Consider the following 16,839-nt stretch of genomic DNA (forward strand, 5'->3'; position numbering starts at 1 on the left):
AAGTCTCCGATCGGGTAGAAATGCGCAAGCTCAAAGCGGGCGGCACGCAGCTCCGGGGATCAAGGTGATCAGTAAAGGTCTGAAGTACCGGCATCTCCCGGCTCCGGAAAGATTGCGGAGCGACCGCATGCACTTTCGCCAGCTGCACGGGCTCGGCCTCCCGCCGCCGCGCCATGAAGTGGCTTCCCCACTCCTGCCATCTTGTCGGCGAGCCGGGAATGCATCCGCCGAAGGTGGCAGTCGCAAGACCGCGCACCACATCGAGCGCGACGCCGATTGGGTTACGCCGCGCCCCTTACGCGAAGCATCGGCGCACTGGGCTGCGCCATACCACCAAGGTGAACTGGTAAATCAGGAATCACGATGAGGCATTTATTCTTGTCACCGCATCCGGATGATGCGTCGTTGAGCGCGGGCGGCCACATCGCTCTGCTGCGCAATCAGGGCGATGAGGTGTTGATCGAGACGTTCGTCACAGCGGACGCAAGCGCCGACGCGCCATGCAGCGATTTCACTCAAGCGATCCACAAGCACTGGGGTCTTGGAGACATGCCTTTTAAGGAAAGACGCAAGGAGGACATCGCGTCGTGCCGAGTTCTGGATGCACAGTATCGGCACGAAGAACTTCTCGATGCGATCTACCGCTTAGGCCCGGACGGCTCGTCGCTGTATCCATCCATCGCGGCCGTGTTTGGCGCCCATCCGGCCCCGCAGGATAGTTTCCCGAGTGATGTTCGGCGTCTTCTGGACGAGCAGCTTGAGAGTTTCCGTCCGGACCGCGTGTACGGTCCCATCGGCGTTGGCGGACACGTCGATCACGTAATCGTATCGACAGTTCTGAAAGCAGCCGCTGAGGTCAGTGGCGTTGAGGTGTGGCTATACGAAGACTTCCCCTATGTTCTAGGTCAGTATCCTCAGCACAATCCAGATAGCCTCGCCGCGGCAAAAAGTAGAAGCGCGTGCGACTTCGAGCGTGCCGTAGTCGTGCCCATCGATTTGCGAAAGAAGGTCGAGAGCATCCTCGCCTATGCTTCTCAGCTGGAGGAGATTTTCGTGGATGGCTCGGTCACGCGTGAAACGGTAGAACGTTATGCACGGGAAATTGGTGATGGCGAACCCGCCGAGCGGTACTGGGTAACTCGACGCAGTCATGCGTGATGAGAAAAATCTGCTCGATGGAGCGGCCAAGTTGCTGGGACCGCGCGCAAGCTGCCTCACTCCTCTGCATCTACCCGCGATTCACTTGGTCGCTGGTTCGACCTAAAATCCCCTTCACGTCCGGCGCAGTCAGGTCCAGACTTCGAAGATGTCGTCCTCATGCAATCCATGTTGACTCAATCGTACGCAGTGAAAAACGGCTGACTAGCACCCTCCAGGCCTTGAAGGTGCCGTTCTTCGACGATCACGCTCGGCCCCACCGCAGGCCGTGGGTCAGAGCTGCGCAGGTCAATGCCCTGCATGCCGAGCCACTCCAGCGGAGTGAACGTCAGCGAGAGTTCGGTCAGGGAGACGTCGGGAAGGGCTGCGCTCATGCTCAGGTTCGGATTTTTGGGGGCATCCCCACAGTCCGATACGCATGGGGAGCCCAAACTTTCAGGGCCAGTCAGGAAAAGGGTTGCGCCAGGTGGTCCACGCATCCGGCCCCTGGGCCATCTCGTCGTCCGTCAACAGGCAGGCGTCCAGACATCGCCGAAGTTCGGGTTCGTCCATATCCATGCCAATCATGACGATCTCCTGGCGGGCATCGCCGACGTTGTCATTCCATTTAGCGCGAATCAGGGCGACAGACTCAGGGTCTTCCGGCCAGCGTCCGGGCGGCACCGCAGCCCACCAGTAGCCCGCCGGGCCGTGTCTGGCTATGGCCCCAGCCTGAGACCACGTCCCCGCCAACGTCGGATGGCTCGCCAGCCAGAAGAAGCCCTTGGAGCGCACCACACCGGGCCACTCGGCGCCGACCAGTTCATGGAAGCGCTCAGGGTGAAACGGGCGGCGCGCGCTATAGACAAAGCTGCGAATGCCGAATTCCTCGGTCTCCGGGACGTGGGTGCCGCGCATTTCTTGCAGCCAGCCGGGGGCTTTCGAGGCTTCCTCGAAGTCGAACAGCCCAGTACCGAGCACCCGCTCCAGTGGCACGCGGCCGAACTCGGAGATCTCGATACGCGCCCTGGGATTGAGCGAGCGAAGAATTCCCAGGAGACGCTCACGATCCCCCTCGGCAATCAGGTCAATCTTGTTGAGCACAATGACGTCACAGAACTCGACCTGGTTGATCAGCAGATCCACGACCGTGCGGGCATCTTCGTCGCCCAGTGACTCGCCGCGCGCCTGCAGGCTGTCGCGCGAGCCGTAGTCCCGGAGGAAGTTGAAGCCATCGACCACCGTGACCATGGTGTCCAGGTGGGCCACCTCGTTGAGGCTACGACCGTCTTCACCTTCGAAGGTAAAGGTTTCCGCCACTGGTAGAGGCTCCGATATGCCCGTGGATTCGATGACCAGTTGATCGAAACGCCCTTCCTTGGCCAGCCGATCAACCTCCAGGAGCAGGTCTTCCCGCAGGGTGCAGCAGATGCATCCATTGCTCATCTCCACGAGCTTCTCTTCCGTCCGGGAGAGATTCGCACCCCTATCACGGACAAGCGCCGCGTCGATGTTCACGTCGGACATGTCATTGACAATGACCGCCACCCGACGACCCTCTCGGTTGTTGAGGATGTGATTCAGCAAGGTGGTCTTACCCGCGCCTAGGAAGCCCGAGAGCACGGTGACAGGGAGCTTGGTTGGGAGCATTTGAGGAGTCGGTTTTGCCTTCAATGAAGCGCCGAAAAGTGCCGGCGCAACTCTAATGCAACAATGTTGCAAAACATCTTAAATGCAACCGTGTTGCATTGCAACCTCATTTTCAGGCCGCGACCGGCATAGCCACTAATGCAACAACGTTGCATTTACACCCAAACGATGCGAAACCTTCGACCTCCCGTCCTCCGCTACTTCCTGGAGCATTGCACACGACTGAAGGTGCTCAAACTGGTGAAGACGCTGGGCGAAGAAAGCGGCTTCGCCTGGGGACAGAACCTGCAAGAGCATGTCCAACTGCGCGTGGAAGCTAAACAAGCGGCACTGGATGCCAGCACCACCCAAGCGCCATGAATAGCAACTACCTCGACACCGTCCGTATGCTGATCGATATTGCACCTTCCGTCTTTTGACACCGACAAGTTCGCGATGAATGGGGGCAAAGCGATCAACCCTTTCCTCCAGGATCTGCCCCGCCTGTCCGGTCGATATCGCCGTCGTGTTCACCGATCACACGATGCAGCGCGACGAGGGCGCATTTCACCAAGGTGGGCGCAAAGGGCAAGATCAAGGGGAATGACGCCAAGCTGACCGCGATCTCCGCCGGTTCGGCCGTCAAGGTCGAAGTCAACTATGTGTTGCGTGGCACCCGTCTGCGCCCCGAGATAAGCGACCTGTTACCTAAGGCGCAGGCCCTTTTGGTTTTCTGTCACGAGGCCATCTCCACCTTCAGGAAGGACTCCGCCGTTCGACCGGACCAGCGTGCGCAACCGCGCTCATACAGGTCGACGAATTCGACCGCGGATGCGGTAAGAAGATCCTGATCGCGGTACTGGAGGAAGACGTTCAGCTTGGGCATATCGTGCGGAAGTACCAGGCGAGTCATCGAGCCTTGCTCAAAATAGCGCTCGAAACTTGGACGCACCGCGTCCATCCAATGCATCACCGCGTTGATGCGAACCGCCAGCTGGATGTACAGCGTCACCGACGAACTTCGCACGATGCGCGACGGCGGCGTCAAGCCATAATGCGCGAAGAGCGTGGAGATACAGCTCTCGGCGTCGTCCTCGGGGTCCAGCGTCAACCATGGCTCGTCAATCAGCGCCTCAAGCGTCGTCTCGGGGTTCTCCCGCGGGCCAGAGACCAGCATTGTTTCGTGGCTCAGCATCTTCCTCCAGCACAGGTCGGTATCCGGCTCACCGTACTGACTGACAAGCCCGAGGTCCAGCGTGCCGTTGCGCAGGCCTTCCGCGATCTGTCCGCCGCGCATCTCTAGGACGGACACCTTCACCATCGGGCGCTTCCTGACAAATTCAGCGACGGCCTCAGCCAGTGCGAGCGTCGCGGCGGGTCCGGTGTGACCGATGGTCAGTCGTCCGCCAACCTCCCCCCGGTAGCTGCCGATTTCCTCCCACATCCGCCCCATTTCCTTTTCGATGGAACGGGACCGACGGATCATCATCAGCCCGCATTCGGTCAGCGTTGCACCCTTCGCGGACCTGACAAGCAGCTCGGTGCCAACTTCCCGTTCCAACTCCTTGATGGACTTGCTGAGGGCGGATTGCGTCAGGTGGAGCAGCCGAGCGGCCTCATGAATGCTGCCGGCGTCCGCAATCGCCAGCAATGCCTTGAGTTGATTGAATTTCATCGCCTGCCTTCTCTATGTCCCCAGCGATTCGCTCGAGAACCTTTGCATCAAAACTGTGCGGAATTCTGCCAACCGTGCACCAGCCTTGCACTCCGGGCCTACCCGGGTCTGCGTTGGCCAATTGACGAATGGCGTGAGCAAGTTCCAGGCCCACGCCCACATTCCATCAGGCAGTACACGTGATGAGCAAAAGTGATCGCTTTGAAAAAATGTCGCGGGCGCTATGCGAAGAAAATCCACACACTACGTCTCGCACAACACCGGACCAATCAGGCAACGAGTCCGGGAAGTCATCGAAGAAATGGCCCCAATCAGGTCGGCGGCGACGACCAAATCGCCTGCCTTCAACGTTTGATTCCTCCCCCTGAATCGATTCATGAGACATCTCATTCGGTTGTCGACTGCGGTTGCCGCGATAGCGGTATCCGTTCCGGTGCTGGCACAAGACAGTCAACTCGGCAGCATCTACGCATCAAATGGGACGGGCTTCGGTGCGCAAGCGCTAGGCATCGCGCCGGGCCGCAACATCGTGTCGCTCTACGGTACGGTGGACATGGCCATCAACTACATTCGCGCTGGATCGCAGTCCCAGATGCGCATGCAAAGCGGCAACGTCTGGACATCGAAGTTTGGCATCTATGGCCAGGAGGACCTTGGCCAGGGTTGGACAACGTTCTTCCGTCTGGAATCCGGTTTCGCCGCCGATACCGGGGCGGTCCAGGACTCCAAGTCGTTCTTCAATCGCGCGTCCTACATCGGCATGCACAGCCGAAGCTATGGGCAGCTTGTGCTGGGTCGCCAGTACACGTCCATCGGTTCTGCTGCCATTGGTGCGGACCCCTTTCTGGCGAACGGTCATGAATCGGTCTACACGTACCTGCTGACCACCTCTGGCCTGGGTGGCGCGGCCAACACCGATGCCGTGGCGCGCCTGAACCAGACCGTCCGCTACATCTCGCCACGCATCCTGAACGTCTCGATCGATGCCAGCCTTTCTTTCAAGGGAGATCGCAGCGCCGGCACGTCGATTCACGCCAAGACGGTGTCCGCCAACTACAGCGACGGGGCCACCATGGTCGGCGTTGGTTATGGTCAAAGCTATTGCGACCCCGCCATTACCGGGAGTTGCACCAGTACTGACGCGGCCGCACCGACCTTGCGCACGGACACCTGGATTGTCAGTGCACTCCATGACTTCGGCGCATTCGTCGGACAAGCGGCCTGGCTGCGTTTCGACCCCAAGGCCCCCGGCGCCCACACGGCCGACCTCTACACCGTCGGCGCGCAGCGCATGGTTGGCCGCAACTTCTTTCGCATTGGCCTGGCCTACCGGCACACCACGGCAGACCAGAACTATGCCTATGGCGGCACCGTCGGCGTCGATCACTTTCTGTCAAAGCGGACGGCCCTCTATGCCCGGATCAGTGTGCTGAAGAACGGCCCGAAGTCGAACCTGATCTACAACTACGACACGACAAACGTGCCCGTGGCCGCCGGCAACACGGTGTCCGACGCTTCCATCGGCATGTATCACAACTTCTAACGGCGTCCTGCCGCTCACTCTCAAACAGGAGGCACTAATGACAACATCCGAATCCACCCACTTTGTTGACGAGTTCATCGAGAATCACCGTGACCACTACGTCAGACTGTCCGACGCCATCTGGAACCAGGCGGAGCTTGGCTACCAGGAATGGCAATCGTCTGCCGCCCACATTGCCTATCTGAAGGAGGCTGGATTCACACTGCAGGAAGGCGTTTCCGGCATCCCTACTGCGTTCGTGGCGGAGGCCGGCAGCGGCGGCCCCGTCATCGGCATCCTGGGCGAATTCGATGCATTGTCTGGCCTGAGCCAGCAAAGCATGGCCACGTCGTGCCAACCATCGTCCGAGATCATCAACGGTAACGGACACGGTTGCGGCCACCATCTGCTTGGCACCAGCGCCCACTACGCGGCAGTGGCCGTCCACCAATACCTGAAGGCACATGGCCTGCCAGGCACGGTTCGGTTCTATGGATGCCCCGCGGAAGAAGGCGGCTACGGCAAGACGTACATGGCCCGGGCAGGACTCTTCGACGACCTGGACGCGGCACTGACCTGGCACCCTGGGGTCTTCAACGGTGTGATGAATCTCGAAGCCCTCGCCGTGAAACAGGCGTACTTCCGCTTTACCGGGGTGTCCGCACATGCAGGTGCCTCGCCGCATCTGGGCCGCAGCGCGCTCGATGCACTAGAGCTGATGAACGTGGGTGTGAATTTCCTGCGTGAACATATGCTTCCCGACGCGCGCGTCCACTACGCCATCACGGACGCAGGAGGGGTGGCGCCCAACGTCGTACAACCGCGCGCCGAAGCGCTCTACATGGTAAGAGCCCCCCACAATCACCAGGTGCAGGAACTCTACGAGCGCGTGTGTGCGATCGCAGAAGGTGCCGCGCTGATGACGGGATGCCAAGTAGAGGTCGAGGTGCATTCGGCCTGCTCCAACATCGTCCTGAACACAGTGCTGAACCAGTTGATGCACGCGAAGCTCAGTGAGTTGGGGGCGCCGCGCTATGAAGCAAACGAGCTCGACTTCGCCGCGTCGATTCACGAGACGCTGCGTAAGGACGAAATCGAGATGGCCGGACGCATGCTCACCGCTGCCTGGCGAAACCCGAAGCCGCTGTTCGACGGCGTTGAGCCTCTCGATTCGACCCGCCCCCAACGCATGCATGGCTCTACAGACGTTGGAGATGTCAGTTGGGTCACACCAACCGCTCAATGCATGACCGCCTGCTTCACGTTCGGTAGCTCGCCGCATTCGTGGCAATGGGTTTCCCAAGGCAAGAGTCCTATCGCACACAAGGGCATGCTGCTGGCTGCCAAGACGATCGCCGCCACGGCGTTGGAACTCTTCGCTCGCCCAGAACTGTTGGCCCAGGCGCGGGAAGAACTGGTCGAACGGATTGATGGCAAGTCTTACGAGTGTCCGATTCCGGCAGAAGTACAACCTCCAGTGGACAAGACTCCGGTGGCATTGGCGGCCTGACAGGGCCTACCCGACAAAGACACGGGGCGACCAGCGGTTTTCCTGGCGCCTCGTCTTTCGGCAATCCACGCGTTGACGTGCAATTCATCAAGCAATCGCAATCATGATGCCTACCACTGCAGTTCCCAGCCAGCGCGCCAACGAGGTGCGTGCCAAGCCAAGCCAGGCGCGACTCATTGTCGCCACCTCGATTGGCAACGGACTAGAAATCTTTGACTTTACGGTCTATAGCTTCTTTGCCGCCATGATTGGCGCCCAGTTCTTCCCGTCTGGCGACCCGATCACGTCGTTGTTGTTCTCCGTTGGTACGTTTGGCTTGGGCTTTCTTATGCGGCCGCTTGGTGCCGTGCTGCTGGGTGGCTATGCAGACCGCGTCGGGCGGCGCGCCGCAATGACCATGACCATCTGGCTGATGGCACTTGGCACGGCCCTGATTGGCCTGTGCCCGCCCTATGCATCGATCGGGGTGTTCGCACCTATCATTGTCCTGCTCGGACGCCTGCTTCAGGGATTTGCGGCTGGCGGAGAAGTTGGTGCTGCCACGACATACCTCATGGAATCGGGTCCCGCTTCGCGCCGCGGCTTCTACGTAAGCTGGCAAACGACCAGTCAGGCGGCCGCAGCACTGGTCGGCGCAGGATTCGGCATGATCCTGAGTCAATCCCTTGCGCAGGATGCGCTCTATAGCTGGGGCTGGCGCATCCCCTTCCTTGTGGGCCTACTCGTGGCGCCTGTTGGGATCTACATCCGTCGCGCACTGCACGACACGCACGTTGGGCAAACCCACTCTGGCACGCAGGAAGCATTGCCGGTCATTGCACTGCTTCGCGAGCAAGGCGCTGTCGTGGTGCTCGGTGCGTTGCTCATCATGGGCGGAACAGTCTCCCTTTACACCCTCGTCTACTACATGCCCAGCTATCTGACTCGCGTCATGCACATGCCGCCTCAGACGGGATTCATGTCGGCGACCGTATCGGCATTGGTATTGCTCATCGTCTCTCCGCTTTCCGGCGTTCTCGCCGACCGACTGAAGACCCGCAAGCCGCTGCTGCTGTGTACGTATGGCGCCATGACCGCACTTGTCATGCCGGTCTTTCTCATCGTCGTCCACGCGACGCCGGAAAGCGCGCTCCTGGTTGTCGCAGCCGTGGCGGCGTTCACGGCCGTCATGACCGTGGGCGGCGCAGCCATGGTCCTGATGCTGCTCGAGGCGTTCCCGCCTGCCATGCGCGCGACCGGAATGGCGCTTCCCTACGCCATCGCTGTGACGTTCTTCGGCGGCACTGCGCAGTTCGTGGTGACGTGGCTCATCGACCGGACCGGCAATCCGCTGTCGGCTGGCTGGTACGTTCAGGCCTGCTGCATCGCAAGTTTCGTCGCCCTGCTGGCCTTCCGCGAGCGCAAGGCCGCGAACTGATTGAAAACCCGTACGCCCCAAGACGTCACGAACGCCATGTATCTTAGTACTTTCGACCTATTCAAGGTTGGCATTGGACCATCGAGCTCCCATACGGTCGGGCCGATGTTGGCAGCGCTCACGTTTGCGCGAGAGCTTGCCGAACGAGGGCTTCTCCCGCTTACGCACAGGATTCAAGTTGATCTGCACGGATCACTGGGCGCCACCGGCCGGGGCCATGCCACGGACCGCGGCGTCATGCTCGGATTGATGGGGGAGCAGCCCGACACGATCGAGCCGGACTCCGTCACGGAAAAGCTGGAGATGTTGCGTCGCCACGGCACCCTTTCCCTGATGGGAAGCCATCCGGTGGCGTTCAACGCTGCGGAAGACATTCGCTATCTCCAAACACCTCTGCCCGACCACCCTAACGCACTGACACTGACGGCCCTGGATATCGACGGTGTATCGCTGTCCGCCCAGACCTTCTATTCGGTCGGCGGAGGATTCATCACGACCGATGTCACCACGGCGCCCTGCACCGATCGCGCAGCGCCGCCGTATCCCTTTGTCTCCGGCGAATCACTCCTGACCCAGTGCCGCCGGGCCGGCCTGAGTGTTCCAGAGCTTGTGCTGGCCAACGAGGTGACATGGGCCAATGAGGATTCGGTTCGGGCCCGGCTCCTCCACATTTGGAAGGTCATGGGGGACTGCGTGCGCCGAGGATGCATGGCAGACAACACGCCGCTCGCATCAGGCCTTCGCCGTCGGGCGCCCGGCCTGCTCCGGCGCTTGCAGGCCGATACGGCCAAGTCCGATGACTTCCTCACATCGATGGACTGGGTGAATCTGTTCGCCATGGCGGTCAATGAGGAAAACGCCGCGGGAGGGCGGGTGGTAACTGCCCCGACGAACGGCGCGGCCGGAATCGTGCCAGCGGTGCTTCATTACTATGTTCGTTTCGTCCCAGGCGCACATACGAATGGAATATGCGACTTTCTGCTGACCGCAGCCGCAATTGGCATGCTTTACAAGCTGAATGCGTCGATTTCTGGCGCGGAAGTAGGCTGTCAGGGAGAAGTCGGTGTCGCCTGCTCCATGGCCGCGGCCGCCTTGGCCGCGGTACTCGGAGGGACCCCGGAGCAAGTTGAACATGCGGCAGAGATCGGCATGGAGCATAACCTGGGGCTGACGTGCGATCCGGTCGGCGGACTTGTGCAGATACCCTGCATCGAGCGGAATGCGATCGCGTCGGTCAAGGCGATCAATGCAGCGCGCATGGCCGTGCGCAGTGACGGTGGACACAAAGTTTCACTGGATGCAGTCATTCGAACGATGCGCGCTACCGGCGCCGATATGGCAGCCAAGTACAAGGAGACGTCCCTGGGCGGCCTGGCTGTGAACGTCGTGCTTTGTTAGTTACTAACGAACGCCTATTCGGCTCTGGAGCTTGCCGGCGGACGCCCTCGTTCCAGAGACGGTTGCGCACCATTATTCTGACGAACGGTATTTCAACTGTCTCATCGCAGATTGGCGAGCGTATTCGGAGAATCCTCCCGCCCCTTTCCGGAATGGTGCGCCGTACTGGGACGTGGGTACAGCTACTCTATCAAGGTGTACTACGAAAGGTAGCCGCTGTTAGCTTGCAAGCTGCCTTTGCTGAAGCGCATGATCCATGCGACTGCAACGGGAAGTGACCTTCGCCGCCACTGCGTACAAGCTCCGGGCACCCGGTGCTGGGTGAACTGGGATCGCGGCGGCACTTTCGGCAAAGACACGAAGCTATCAGGGTGCCAGCAGCTTACGCACATCCTCGTATAACGCGCGTGGCACCGTCACGCCGCGCTCATCGCTGCGGGCGCGCGCGGCATAGCGCCGCTGCGATGGCAAGCGCGCCCCCTGGCCGGTGATCGCCCCGAACAGGGTCTCGGCACGTTCGAGGTATTCGCCGGCGCGCTCCCCGAGGAACGCCGCCGGATCGAAGGCCACCAGCAGCTCACCGTGGCACGGGGTAGCCCCGGCCCCGGCATCGAACGCCATGGACTCCGCACTGGTCAGGTCGCCTATCAGGGGGCCGGCCATCAACTCGATCATGGCGGACAATGCCGACCCCTTGTGGCCGCCAAACGTCAGCATTGCGCCTTTCAGGGCCGCAAGCGGATCGGTGGTCGGCTGCCCGTCGGCGTCGATGGCCCAGCCCGCTTCCAGCGCCTTGCCTTGCCGGCGATGGAGTTCGATGTCACCTCTGGCGATCGCGCTGGTCGCGAAATCGAACACAAAGGGCATCTGCCCGGGGCGTGGCCATGCGAACGCAAGCGGATTGGTGCCGAATACCGGCCGGGTGCCTCCCGCTGGCGCCACCCATGCATGACTGGGCGTCATGGCCAATGCGACCAGGCCTTCGCCCGCGAGCCGTTCCACTTCGGGCCACAGCGCTGAAAAGTGAAAGCAGTTGTTGATGGCCATGGCCGCCACGCCGCACTCCCGGGTCTTCCGGATGAAGTGCGGCAGGCCGGTCTCGAACGCCAACAGCGAATTGCCGAGGCGGGCATCCACCCGCACGATGGCTCGCGCCTGATCGACGATTTCCGGCACCGCGTGCCCATCGACCTTGCCGTGGCGAATGGTATGAACACACACCAGCAGCCGATACAACCCATGGGACTGGCATTCATCGCGCTGGCCCGCCACGATGACTTCGGCGATGGCATGGCTGTGGGCTTCCGAATACCCGTTCGTCTGCAGGACGGCGAGCGCCAGCTCGCGAACCTCGGCGAGCGAAAGTTGAACTGTGTCCGACATGGATGGGCGTTGCCTCCTTGCAAATGGATCTCGGGGTACTTCGCGGGGTACTTCGGTCACGCAGCCCGGAGCAGCCAGTCTGGCGCGTCCTGCAGCGCCACGGGGCGCAGAAAGCGATGCAATGCCGCAAACCCGACCGAGGTCGTCTTCGGATCGGTGGACGCCGGCCACGGGCCACCGTGCTGCTGCGCGTGCGTGACCGCCACGCCGGTCGGCACACCCCAAAACAGTACACGTCCACCAATGTCCTGCGCCACCCGCACGATGTCCCGATGCTCGCGGGTGTCCTCGTCCGCGCCCCAGATCGTCACGGTGAGGGTGCCCTTGATGGCGGCGAGTACCTGGGGAATGGCATCGACCGATGGCACCGTCACTAACACGGCGGCCGGCCCAAACATCTCCTCGTGGAGGTCCGGATCCGCGATGAACGCATCGTGGGTGGTTCTGAACAGGCGTGGGGCCGGCCCTGCGCCCGTTGCCTCCCCTTCGACCACCACCTTGACGTTGGCATTGACTCGCAGGCGCGCGACGGCGTCTTCGAAACCATTCCGAATGCCGACATTGAGCATCCGGTGCGTCGGCTGCCCCGCCAGCGCGTCGCCCAGCGCGGCCACGAATTCGCTGCCACGCAGATCCTCGACAACGATGACGACGCCGGGACTGGTACAGAATTGGCCGCAGCCTTGCAGCATCGACGCCGCGAGCGTGCGTGCCGGAGCCACCGGGTCAGTCTGTAGCGCGGTCGGCAGCACCACCACCGGATTGATCGAACCCAGTTCGCCAAAGAAGGGAACCGGCGTGTCCCGTTCATTGGCGGCGCGCCACAACGCCACGCCGCCCTGATAGGAACCGGTGAAGGCAACACCCGCCACGGCAGGATGCTGCACCAGATAGATATTGTCCTCACGCGACATCTCGCCATCGAGCATGGAGAAGACCCCCTCTTCCACTCCCTGGTGCCGCAGCACCTCGGCCGCGAGTTGCGCGACGGCGATGGACGTGCGGGGATGTCCGGCATGCGGCTTCACGATGACCGGGCAACCGGCCGCCAGCGCCGAGGCCGTATCGCCGCCAAGCACGGAAAACGCAAACGGAAAATTGCTGGCGGCAAACACGGCGATCGGCCCGAGCGGCACCAGCACTCGCGTCAGACGGGGCCGCCCCGCCGGCGGCGGCCCCGCCACCCCTTCATCGTCCACCCTGGCGTATGGCACGCCGGCAATGACTTCGTCCGCGAAGCCGCGCAGCTGGAACGACGTGCGCGCGATCTCGCCCGTCAGCCGAGCATTACCGAGGCCTGTTTCTTCATCAGCCAGCACGGCAAGCTCACCCGCGCGCGCATCGAGCGCGTCGGCCAGGGCGCGCAGCAGTGCGCTGCGGAACGTGGGACTCGAATGTGCCCAGGTAGCGCTGGCCTTGAGGGCCCGCGCCGCGTGCTGGTCGATGGTCGAAAAAGCGGGGTTCTGTTCGGAAGAATGCATGGAGAAGACTGGGAGGACGAGGAAGACTGGACAGTTGATCCGGACGGATCCGCTTGGGGCGGTGTCCTGCCAACGCAGGAAAAGGGATGTACCAGTAAACGCGCCCCTGGGCGACCAGGTCAGCCGCCCAGGGGTCCGACTGGAATCAGACAGAAGTCAGACAGGGTCAGGCATCGAGGCTTTCGGACCACGCGCGATACCAGTCGCAGAACAGCGCGTACTGCTTCTCGGCATAGTTGCGCTGCGCGTCGCTCAGCGCGTCGGTTTCATTGAAGTGCAGCGTGTATTCCTTGTCGCCATTCAGGACCATCAGGTGCTTGTAGAACAGGACCAGGTCCGTGCCTTCGTCGAAAGACGACAGGACATTCAGGGCGGCGTCCAGTTCGCGGGCCAGGCGGCGGGCCTTCACGTCGCCCTTGGCCGCCTGCTTGCTCAGCTTGACCAGTTGCAGCACTTCGCGCGGCAGTGCATTGCCGATGCCGGTGATGGCGCCCGTGGCACCGCAGTTCACGAAACCGTGGAACACCTGGGTGTCTACGCCGGCCATCAGGATCACGTTTTCGTCCTGCGACGTGATGTTCTCGGCCGCATAGCGCATGTCCGCCGCACCGCCAAACTCCTTGAAGCCGATCAGGTTCGGGAACTGGCGGCGCAGTTCGAAGAACAGGTCCGCGCGCGTAGCAAAGCCATAGTAGGGGCTGTTATAGATCACCGCCGGCAGGCCCGGGGCCGCTGCCAGGATTGCGGAGAAGTGGGCCTTCTGGGCAGCCGGCGAGCTGCCGCGCGACAGTACGCGCGGAATGACCATCAGGCCCTGTGCGCCAACCTTCGCGGCGTGCGCTGCGTGCGATACGGCTTCCTTCGAATTGACCGCACCCGTACCCACGATGGTGGGAATGCCCGCGGCGACCAGGCGGGCCACACCCTCCTGACGCTGCTGCTCGGTCAGCAGCGGCCAGTCGCCCATCGACCCGCAGTACACGACGGCGCTCATGCCGAGTTCAACAAGCTGCTGCCCCTTGGCAACGAGCGCGTCGAAGTCGGGCTTGCGCTCCGGCGTGCAAGGGGTCATGAGTGCGGGGATAGTACCCTCGAAGATCTTGGAAGACATCACACGGTCCTGGAAAGTCAGAATGGATTGAACAAGACGGCATCACCGGTCCGTTCGGGGCCGGCATCAGCCGTGCCGGCGAGTCGGTTCGATGAACGTCGCTTGTGCATATTGTATAAAATAAGGCCGAGCGAAGGCAAAAAGGAATTGGTCGGTGTTTACCCGCAATTCCCTTTGGCCTATCCGTCACCTCTACCCTCGCATCCAAGCATTCTAGCCGGTTTCCGTGCACCTGACGGGCGCACTCGTGGCATGCCTCGCGTCGCCCTCTTGCCGCCATGAAGGGTAAACCCCTCCTTCTCGCATATTGCATGTTGTATAAAATCCGTTCGCGAGCAACGCTGTGGGCGCGACGGGAATTCACCCGCTGGCCGACAGCTGATCAATAGGACGAGAGAACGATGGCAAACCAACTCAGCGAGGCAGTCCCCGTCAGCGCGGGACAGCACCGCGACACAAACACAAAGGACCTGCGCCGCGTGGTGGCGGCGGCAATGGTGGGCTCCGTAGCGGAGTGGTATGAGTTTTTCCTGTACGGCACGGCGTCAGCGCTGGTATTCGGCACGCACTTCTTCAAGAAGACCGGCAACCCGATCGATGGACTGTTGGCGGCCTTCGCGCTCTACGCCGTCGGCTTTGCCGCTCGTCCTATCGGTGGCATCGTCTTTGGCTACTACGGCGACAAATTCGGCCGCAAGTATCTGCTCCAGGTCAGCCTGGTGGCGGTGGGGATCACCACATTCCTCATGGGCTGCCTGCCCACGTTCGATGTCATCGGTTACTGGGCACCCATCCTGCTGGTGACGTTGCGCCTGATTCAGGGTTTCGCCTTTGGTGGCGAATGGGGTGGCGCAGTGCTGCTGGTCAGCGAACACAGTCCAGACAACCGGCGCGGCTACTGGGCCAGCTGGCCGCAGGCCGGCGTGCCCGCGGGCAATCTCGTCGCCACGTTGATCCTCCTGGCGCTCTCAAGCACGCTGTCGGAGCAAGATTTCCTGTCCTGGGGCTGGCGCGTGGCCTTCTGGTTCTCGGCTGTGGTGGTGCTTATCGGCTTCTGGATTCGCCGGAAGGTGGATGATGCGCCGATCTTCAAGGAGTCGCAGGAACGCCGGGAAAAGGAACATGCCACCCAGCAAGGCGTGCGCTACGTCCTGCGCTATCACTGGAAAGAAGTGCTGATTGGCATCGGCGCCCGCTTTGCCGAGAACATCCTGTACTACATGGTGGTGACGTTCTCCATCACCTACCTGAAGCTCGTGGTCGGGGCGGACACCACGCGGATTCTCAAGTTGATGTTCTTCGCGAACGCCCTGCACTTCATGATCATTCCGTTCATGGGGTACCTGTCGGACATCATCGGCCGCAAGCCGGTGTACCTGACGGGCGCGGTGCTCACGGCGTGCTGGGGCTTCGTCGGCTTCCCGATGATGGACACCGGCAATGACTGGATCATCATGGCGGCCATCGTGCTGGGCCTGGCGATCGAATCGATGACCTACTCGCCGTACTCCGCGCTGATGACCGAGATGTTCCCGACCAACGTCCGGTACACGGCCCTGTCGCTGTGCTATCAGATCGCTCCCCTGATGGCTGGCTCGCTGGCACCGCTCATCGCGCTGACGCTGCTGGAGAAGTACCACTCCTCCACGCCAATCGCGCTGTACCTGGTGGTTGCCGCCGTAATTTCGATCATCAGTGTGGCGGCGGCGAAAGAAACCCGTGGCAAGTCGCTGCGTGACGTCGACGCCGAAGCGAAGGCGCGCGTGACCGGCTGATCCGCGCTGTCTCCAGCAAACAGGGTCGCCCACTTCGGGCGGCCCTATTTGCTTGGGGGATCGGTTTTACCCCTGCGCGCCAAAACCGACGCTAGCCCATGCTGCGACGACGGGAGATCAGGAAGTTCTTCAGTTCTTCACCGGCATGCTCGATATGCCGCTTCAGGAGCGCGGCCGCGCCCCGTCCATCACCCTTGCGGCACAGGTCCACGAGTTGCCGATGCTCGGCTTCCGCAATGTCACGGCTAGCCGAAGACAACGAAAGCTGCAGGCGCGTGTAGCGGTCGGTCTGCTGGAGCAGCGAGATCACCATGCTGGCCGTCTTGGGCTGATCCGCCTTTGACAACAACACCTCGTGCAGCCGGGTATTCAGGTCGCCCCAGCGGTCCTGGGCCTGCGCCTTCAGTTCGCCGCTGAACTCGGCAAGAATCGCGTCAAGCTCCCGGAAGTCATCTACAGACAGCTTCTTCACCGAGCGGCGAATCAACGTGGGCTCCAGCAACGCGCGCAGTTCGAACAACTCGGTAAGCTCATCGATGGAGAGCTCCGTGACGACTGCGCCCTTGTGCGGAAGGATCTTCACCAGCCCTTCGCTCTCCAGTTGCACCAGCGCCTCGCGCAGCGGGATTCGGCTGATCCCAAGCTCTGTCGCCAGGGCGTCTTGCCGCAGCGGATGACCGTCCAGATACTGGCCCGAGAGGATCCGGCGTCGAATTTCATCAGCGGCGGCCTCGGCTCGCGTCAGATGGCGAAGACCAGGTTTTTTGACGATCATTGAGAGTGAAGAATGGTCGAGGATGG

13 protein-coding genes and 1 pseudogene are annotated in these 16,839 nt (G+C 61.7%); 7 read left to right on the forward strand and 7 right to left on the reverse strand.

Annotated elements, in window-relative coordinates; genetic code table 11:
- The first annotated feature begins 363 nt into the window (after positions 1-363).
- On the forward strand, positions 364-1,158 hold the full coding sequence (locus ACOABP_RS28325) for a PIG-L deacetylase family protein (RefSeq protein ID WP_474231070.1): 795 nt from the start codon (positions 364-366) through the stop codon (positions 1,156-1,158).
- A 284-nt stretch (positions 1,159-1,442) separates the two neighbouring features.
- Here the strand turns inward: ACOABP_RS28325 and ACOABP_RS28330 are convergent.
- Both ACOABP_RS28330 and zigA read right to left on the reverse strand, forming a co-directional pair.
- Positions 1,443-1,532, reverse strand: a pseudogene (locus tag ACOABP_RS28330) (GTP cyclohydrolase FolE2); the annotation flags it as partial.
- Between the two features lie 61 nt (positions 1,533-1,593).
- Positions 1,594-2,787 (reverse strand): zinc metallochaperone GTPase ZigA, encoded by a 1,194-nt coding sequence (gene zigA, locus ACOABP_RS28335; protein WP_474231072.1) that lies wholly within the window; start codon positions 2,785-2,787, stop codon positions 1,594-1,596.
- 168 nt (positions 2,788-2,955) lie between these two features.
- Here zigA and ACOABP_RS28340 point away from each other — a divergent pair, with 168 nt between their 5' ends.
- The gene (locus ACOABP_RS28340; RefSeq protein ID WP_474231385.1) at positions 2,956-3,147 is read left to right on the forward strand and encodes a type IV toxin-antitoxin system AbiEi family antitoxin domain-containing protein; all 192 of its coding nucleotides are present in this window, start codon (positions 2,956-2,958) and stop codon (positions 3,145-3,147) included.
- Between the two features lie 355 nt (positions 3,148-3,502).
- Here the strand turns inward: ACOABP_RS28340 and ACOABP_RS28345 are convergent, their stop codons facing one another.
- Positions 3,503-4,441: a LysR family transcriptional regulator gene (locus tag ACOABP_RS28345; protein ID WP_474231074.1), complete on the reverse strand. Its 939-nt coding sequence runs from the start codon at positions 4,439-4,441 to the stop codon at positions 3,503-3,505.
- Between the two features lie 376 nt (positions 4,442-4,817).
- Between ACOABP_RS28345 and ACOABP_RS28350 the strand changes: the two genes are divergently transcribed.
- The 4 genes from ACOABP_RS28350 (at position 4,818) to ACOABP_RS28365 (ending at position 10,288) form a co-directional block, all read left to right on the forward strand.
- Complete coding sequence (locus ACOABP_RS28350; RefSeq protein ID WP_474231076.1) at positions 4,818-5,984, forward strand: porin; 1,167 nt, start codon at positions 4,818-4,820, stop codon at positions 5,982-5,984.
- 37 nt (positions 5,985-6,021) lie between these two features.
- Positions 6,022-7,473 carry a M20 family metallopeptidase gene (locus ACOABP_RS28355; protein ID WP_474231078.1) on the forward strand — a complete coding sequence of 484 codons (1,452 nt, stop codon included), beginning with the start codon at positions 6,022-6,024 and terminating at the stop codon, positions 7,471-7,473.
- Positions 7,474-7,576: 103 nt separating this feature from the next.
- Positions 7,577-8,890: an MFS transporter gene (locus ACOABP_RS28360; RefSeq protein WP_474231079.1), complete on the forward strand. Its 1,314-nt coding sequence runs from the start codon at positions 7,577-7,579 to the stop codon at positions 8,888-8,890.
- Between the two features lie 36 nt (positions 8,891-8,926).
- A complete protein-coding gene (locus ACOABP_RS28365) occupies positions 8,927-10,288 on the forward strand; it encodes an L-serine ammonia-lyase (RefSeq protein ID WP_474231386.1) in 1,362 nt (453 codons plus the stop codon).
- Between the two features lie 366 nt (positions 10,289-10,654).
- Here the strand turns inward: ACOABP_RS28365 and ACOABP_RS28370 are convergent, their stop codons facing one another.
- From ACOABP_RS28370 to ACOABP_RS28380, 3 genes are all read right to left on the reverse strand, one after another.
- The gene (locus tag ACOABP_RS28370) at positions 10,655-11,671 is read right to left on the reverse strand and encodes an Ldh family oxidoreductase (protein WP_474231080.1); all 1,017 of its coding nucleotides are present in this window, start codon (positions 11,669-11,671) and stop codon (positions 10,655-10,657) included.
- 56 nt (positions 11,672-11,727) lie between these two features.
- Complete coding sequence (locus ACOABP_RS28375) at positions 11,728-13,152, reverse strand: aldehyde dehydrogenase (NADP(+)) (protein ID WP_474231081.1); 1,425 nt, start codon at positions 13,150-13,152, stop codon at positions 11,728-11,730.
- A 166-nt stretch (positions 13,153-13,318) separates the two neighbouring features.
- Positions 13,319-14,263, reverse strand: coding sequence for a dihydrodipicolinate synthase family protein (locus ACOABP_RS28380; RefSeq protein WP_474231083.1), 945 nt, complete (start codon positions 14,261-14,263; stop codon positions 13,319-13,321).
- A gap of 401 nt (positions 14,264-14,664) precedes the next feature.
- Between ACOABP_RS28380 and abaF the strand changes: the two genes are divergently transcribed.
- The gene (gene abaF / locus ACOABP_RS28385) at positions 14,665-16,038 is read left to right on the forward strand and encodes a fosfomycin efflux MFS transporter AbaF (RefSeq protein ID WP_474231085.1); all 1,374 of its coding nucleotides are present in this window, start codon (positions 14,665-14,667) and stop codon (positions 16,036-16,038) included.
- A gap of 91 nt (positions 16,039-16,129) precedes the next feature.
- Here abaF and ACOABP_RS28390 read toward each other — a convergent pair whose 3' ends face one another.
- On the reverse strand, positions 16,130-16,813 hold the full coding sequence (locus ACOABP_RS28390) for a GntR family transcriptional regulator (protein WP_474231387.1): 684 nt from the start codon (positions 16,811-16,813) through the stop codon (positions 16,130-16,132).
- Between the last annotated feature and the right edge of the window lie 26 nt (positions 16,814-16,839).

It is taken from the genome of Cupriavidus sp. HE11 (assembly GCF_056097175.1).

Bases quoted from the DNA above. Each gene is read 5' to 3' on its own strand.
- ACOABP_RS28365 (WP_474231386.1), top strand. From the start codon at position 8,927: ATGTATCTTAGTACTTTCGACCTATTCAAGGTTGGCATTGGACCATCG.
- ACOABP_RS28345 (WP_474231074.1), bottom strand. From the start codon at position 4,441: ATGAAATTCAATCAACTCAAGGCATTGCTGGCGATTGCGGACGCCGGC.
- ACOABP_RS28355 (WP_474231078.1), top strand. From the start codon at position 6,022: ATGACAACATCCGAATCCACCCACTTTGTTGACGAGTTCATCGAGAAT.
- ACOABP_RS28340 (WP_474231385.1), top strand. From the start codon at position 2,956: ATGCGAAACCTTCGACCTCCCGTCCTCCGCTACTTCCTGGAGCATTGC.
- abaF (WP_474231085.1), top strand. From the start codon at position 14,665: ATGGCAAACCAACTCAGCGAGGCAGTCCCCGTCAGCGCGGGACAGCAC.
- ACOABP_RS28380 (WP_474231083.1), bottom strand. From the start codon at position 14,263: ATGTCTTCCAAGATCTTCGAGGGTACTATCCCCGCACTCATGACCCCT.
- ACOABP_RS28325 (WP_474231070.1), top strand. From the start codon at position 364: ATGAGGCATTTATTCTTGTCACCGCATCCGGATGATGCGTCGTTGAGC.
- ACOABP_RS28375 (WP_474231081.1), bottom strand. From the start codon at position 13,152: ATGCATTCTTCCGAACAGAACCCCGCTTTTTCGACCATCGACCAGCAC.
- ACOABP_RS28350 (WP_474231076.1), top strand. From the start codon at position 4,818: ATGAGACATCTCATTCGGTTGTCGACTGCGGTTGCCGCGATAGCGGTA.
- ACOABP_RS28390 (WP_474231387.1), bottom strand. From the start codon at position 16,813: ATGATCGTCAAAAAACCTGGTCTTCGCCATCTGACGCGAGCCGAGGCC.
- ACOABP_RS28360 (WP_474231079.1), top strand. From the start codon at position 7,577: ATGATGCCTACCACTGCAGTTCCCAGCCAGCGCGCCAACGAGGTGCGT.
- ACOABP_RS28370 (WP_474231080.1), bottom strand. From the start codon at position 11,671: ATGTCGGACACAGTTCAACTTTCGCTCGCCGAGGTTCGCGAGCTGGCG.
- zigA (WP_474231072.1), bottom strand. From the start codon at position 2,787: ATGCTCCCAACCAAGCTCCCTGTCACCGTGCTCTCGGGCTTCCTAGGC.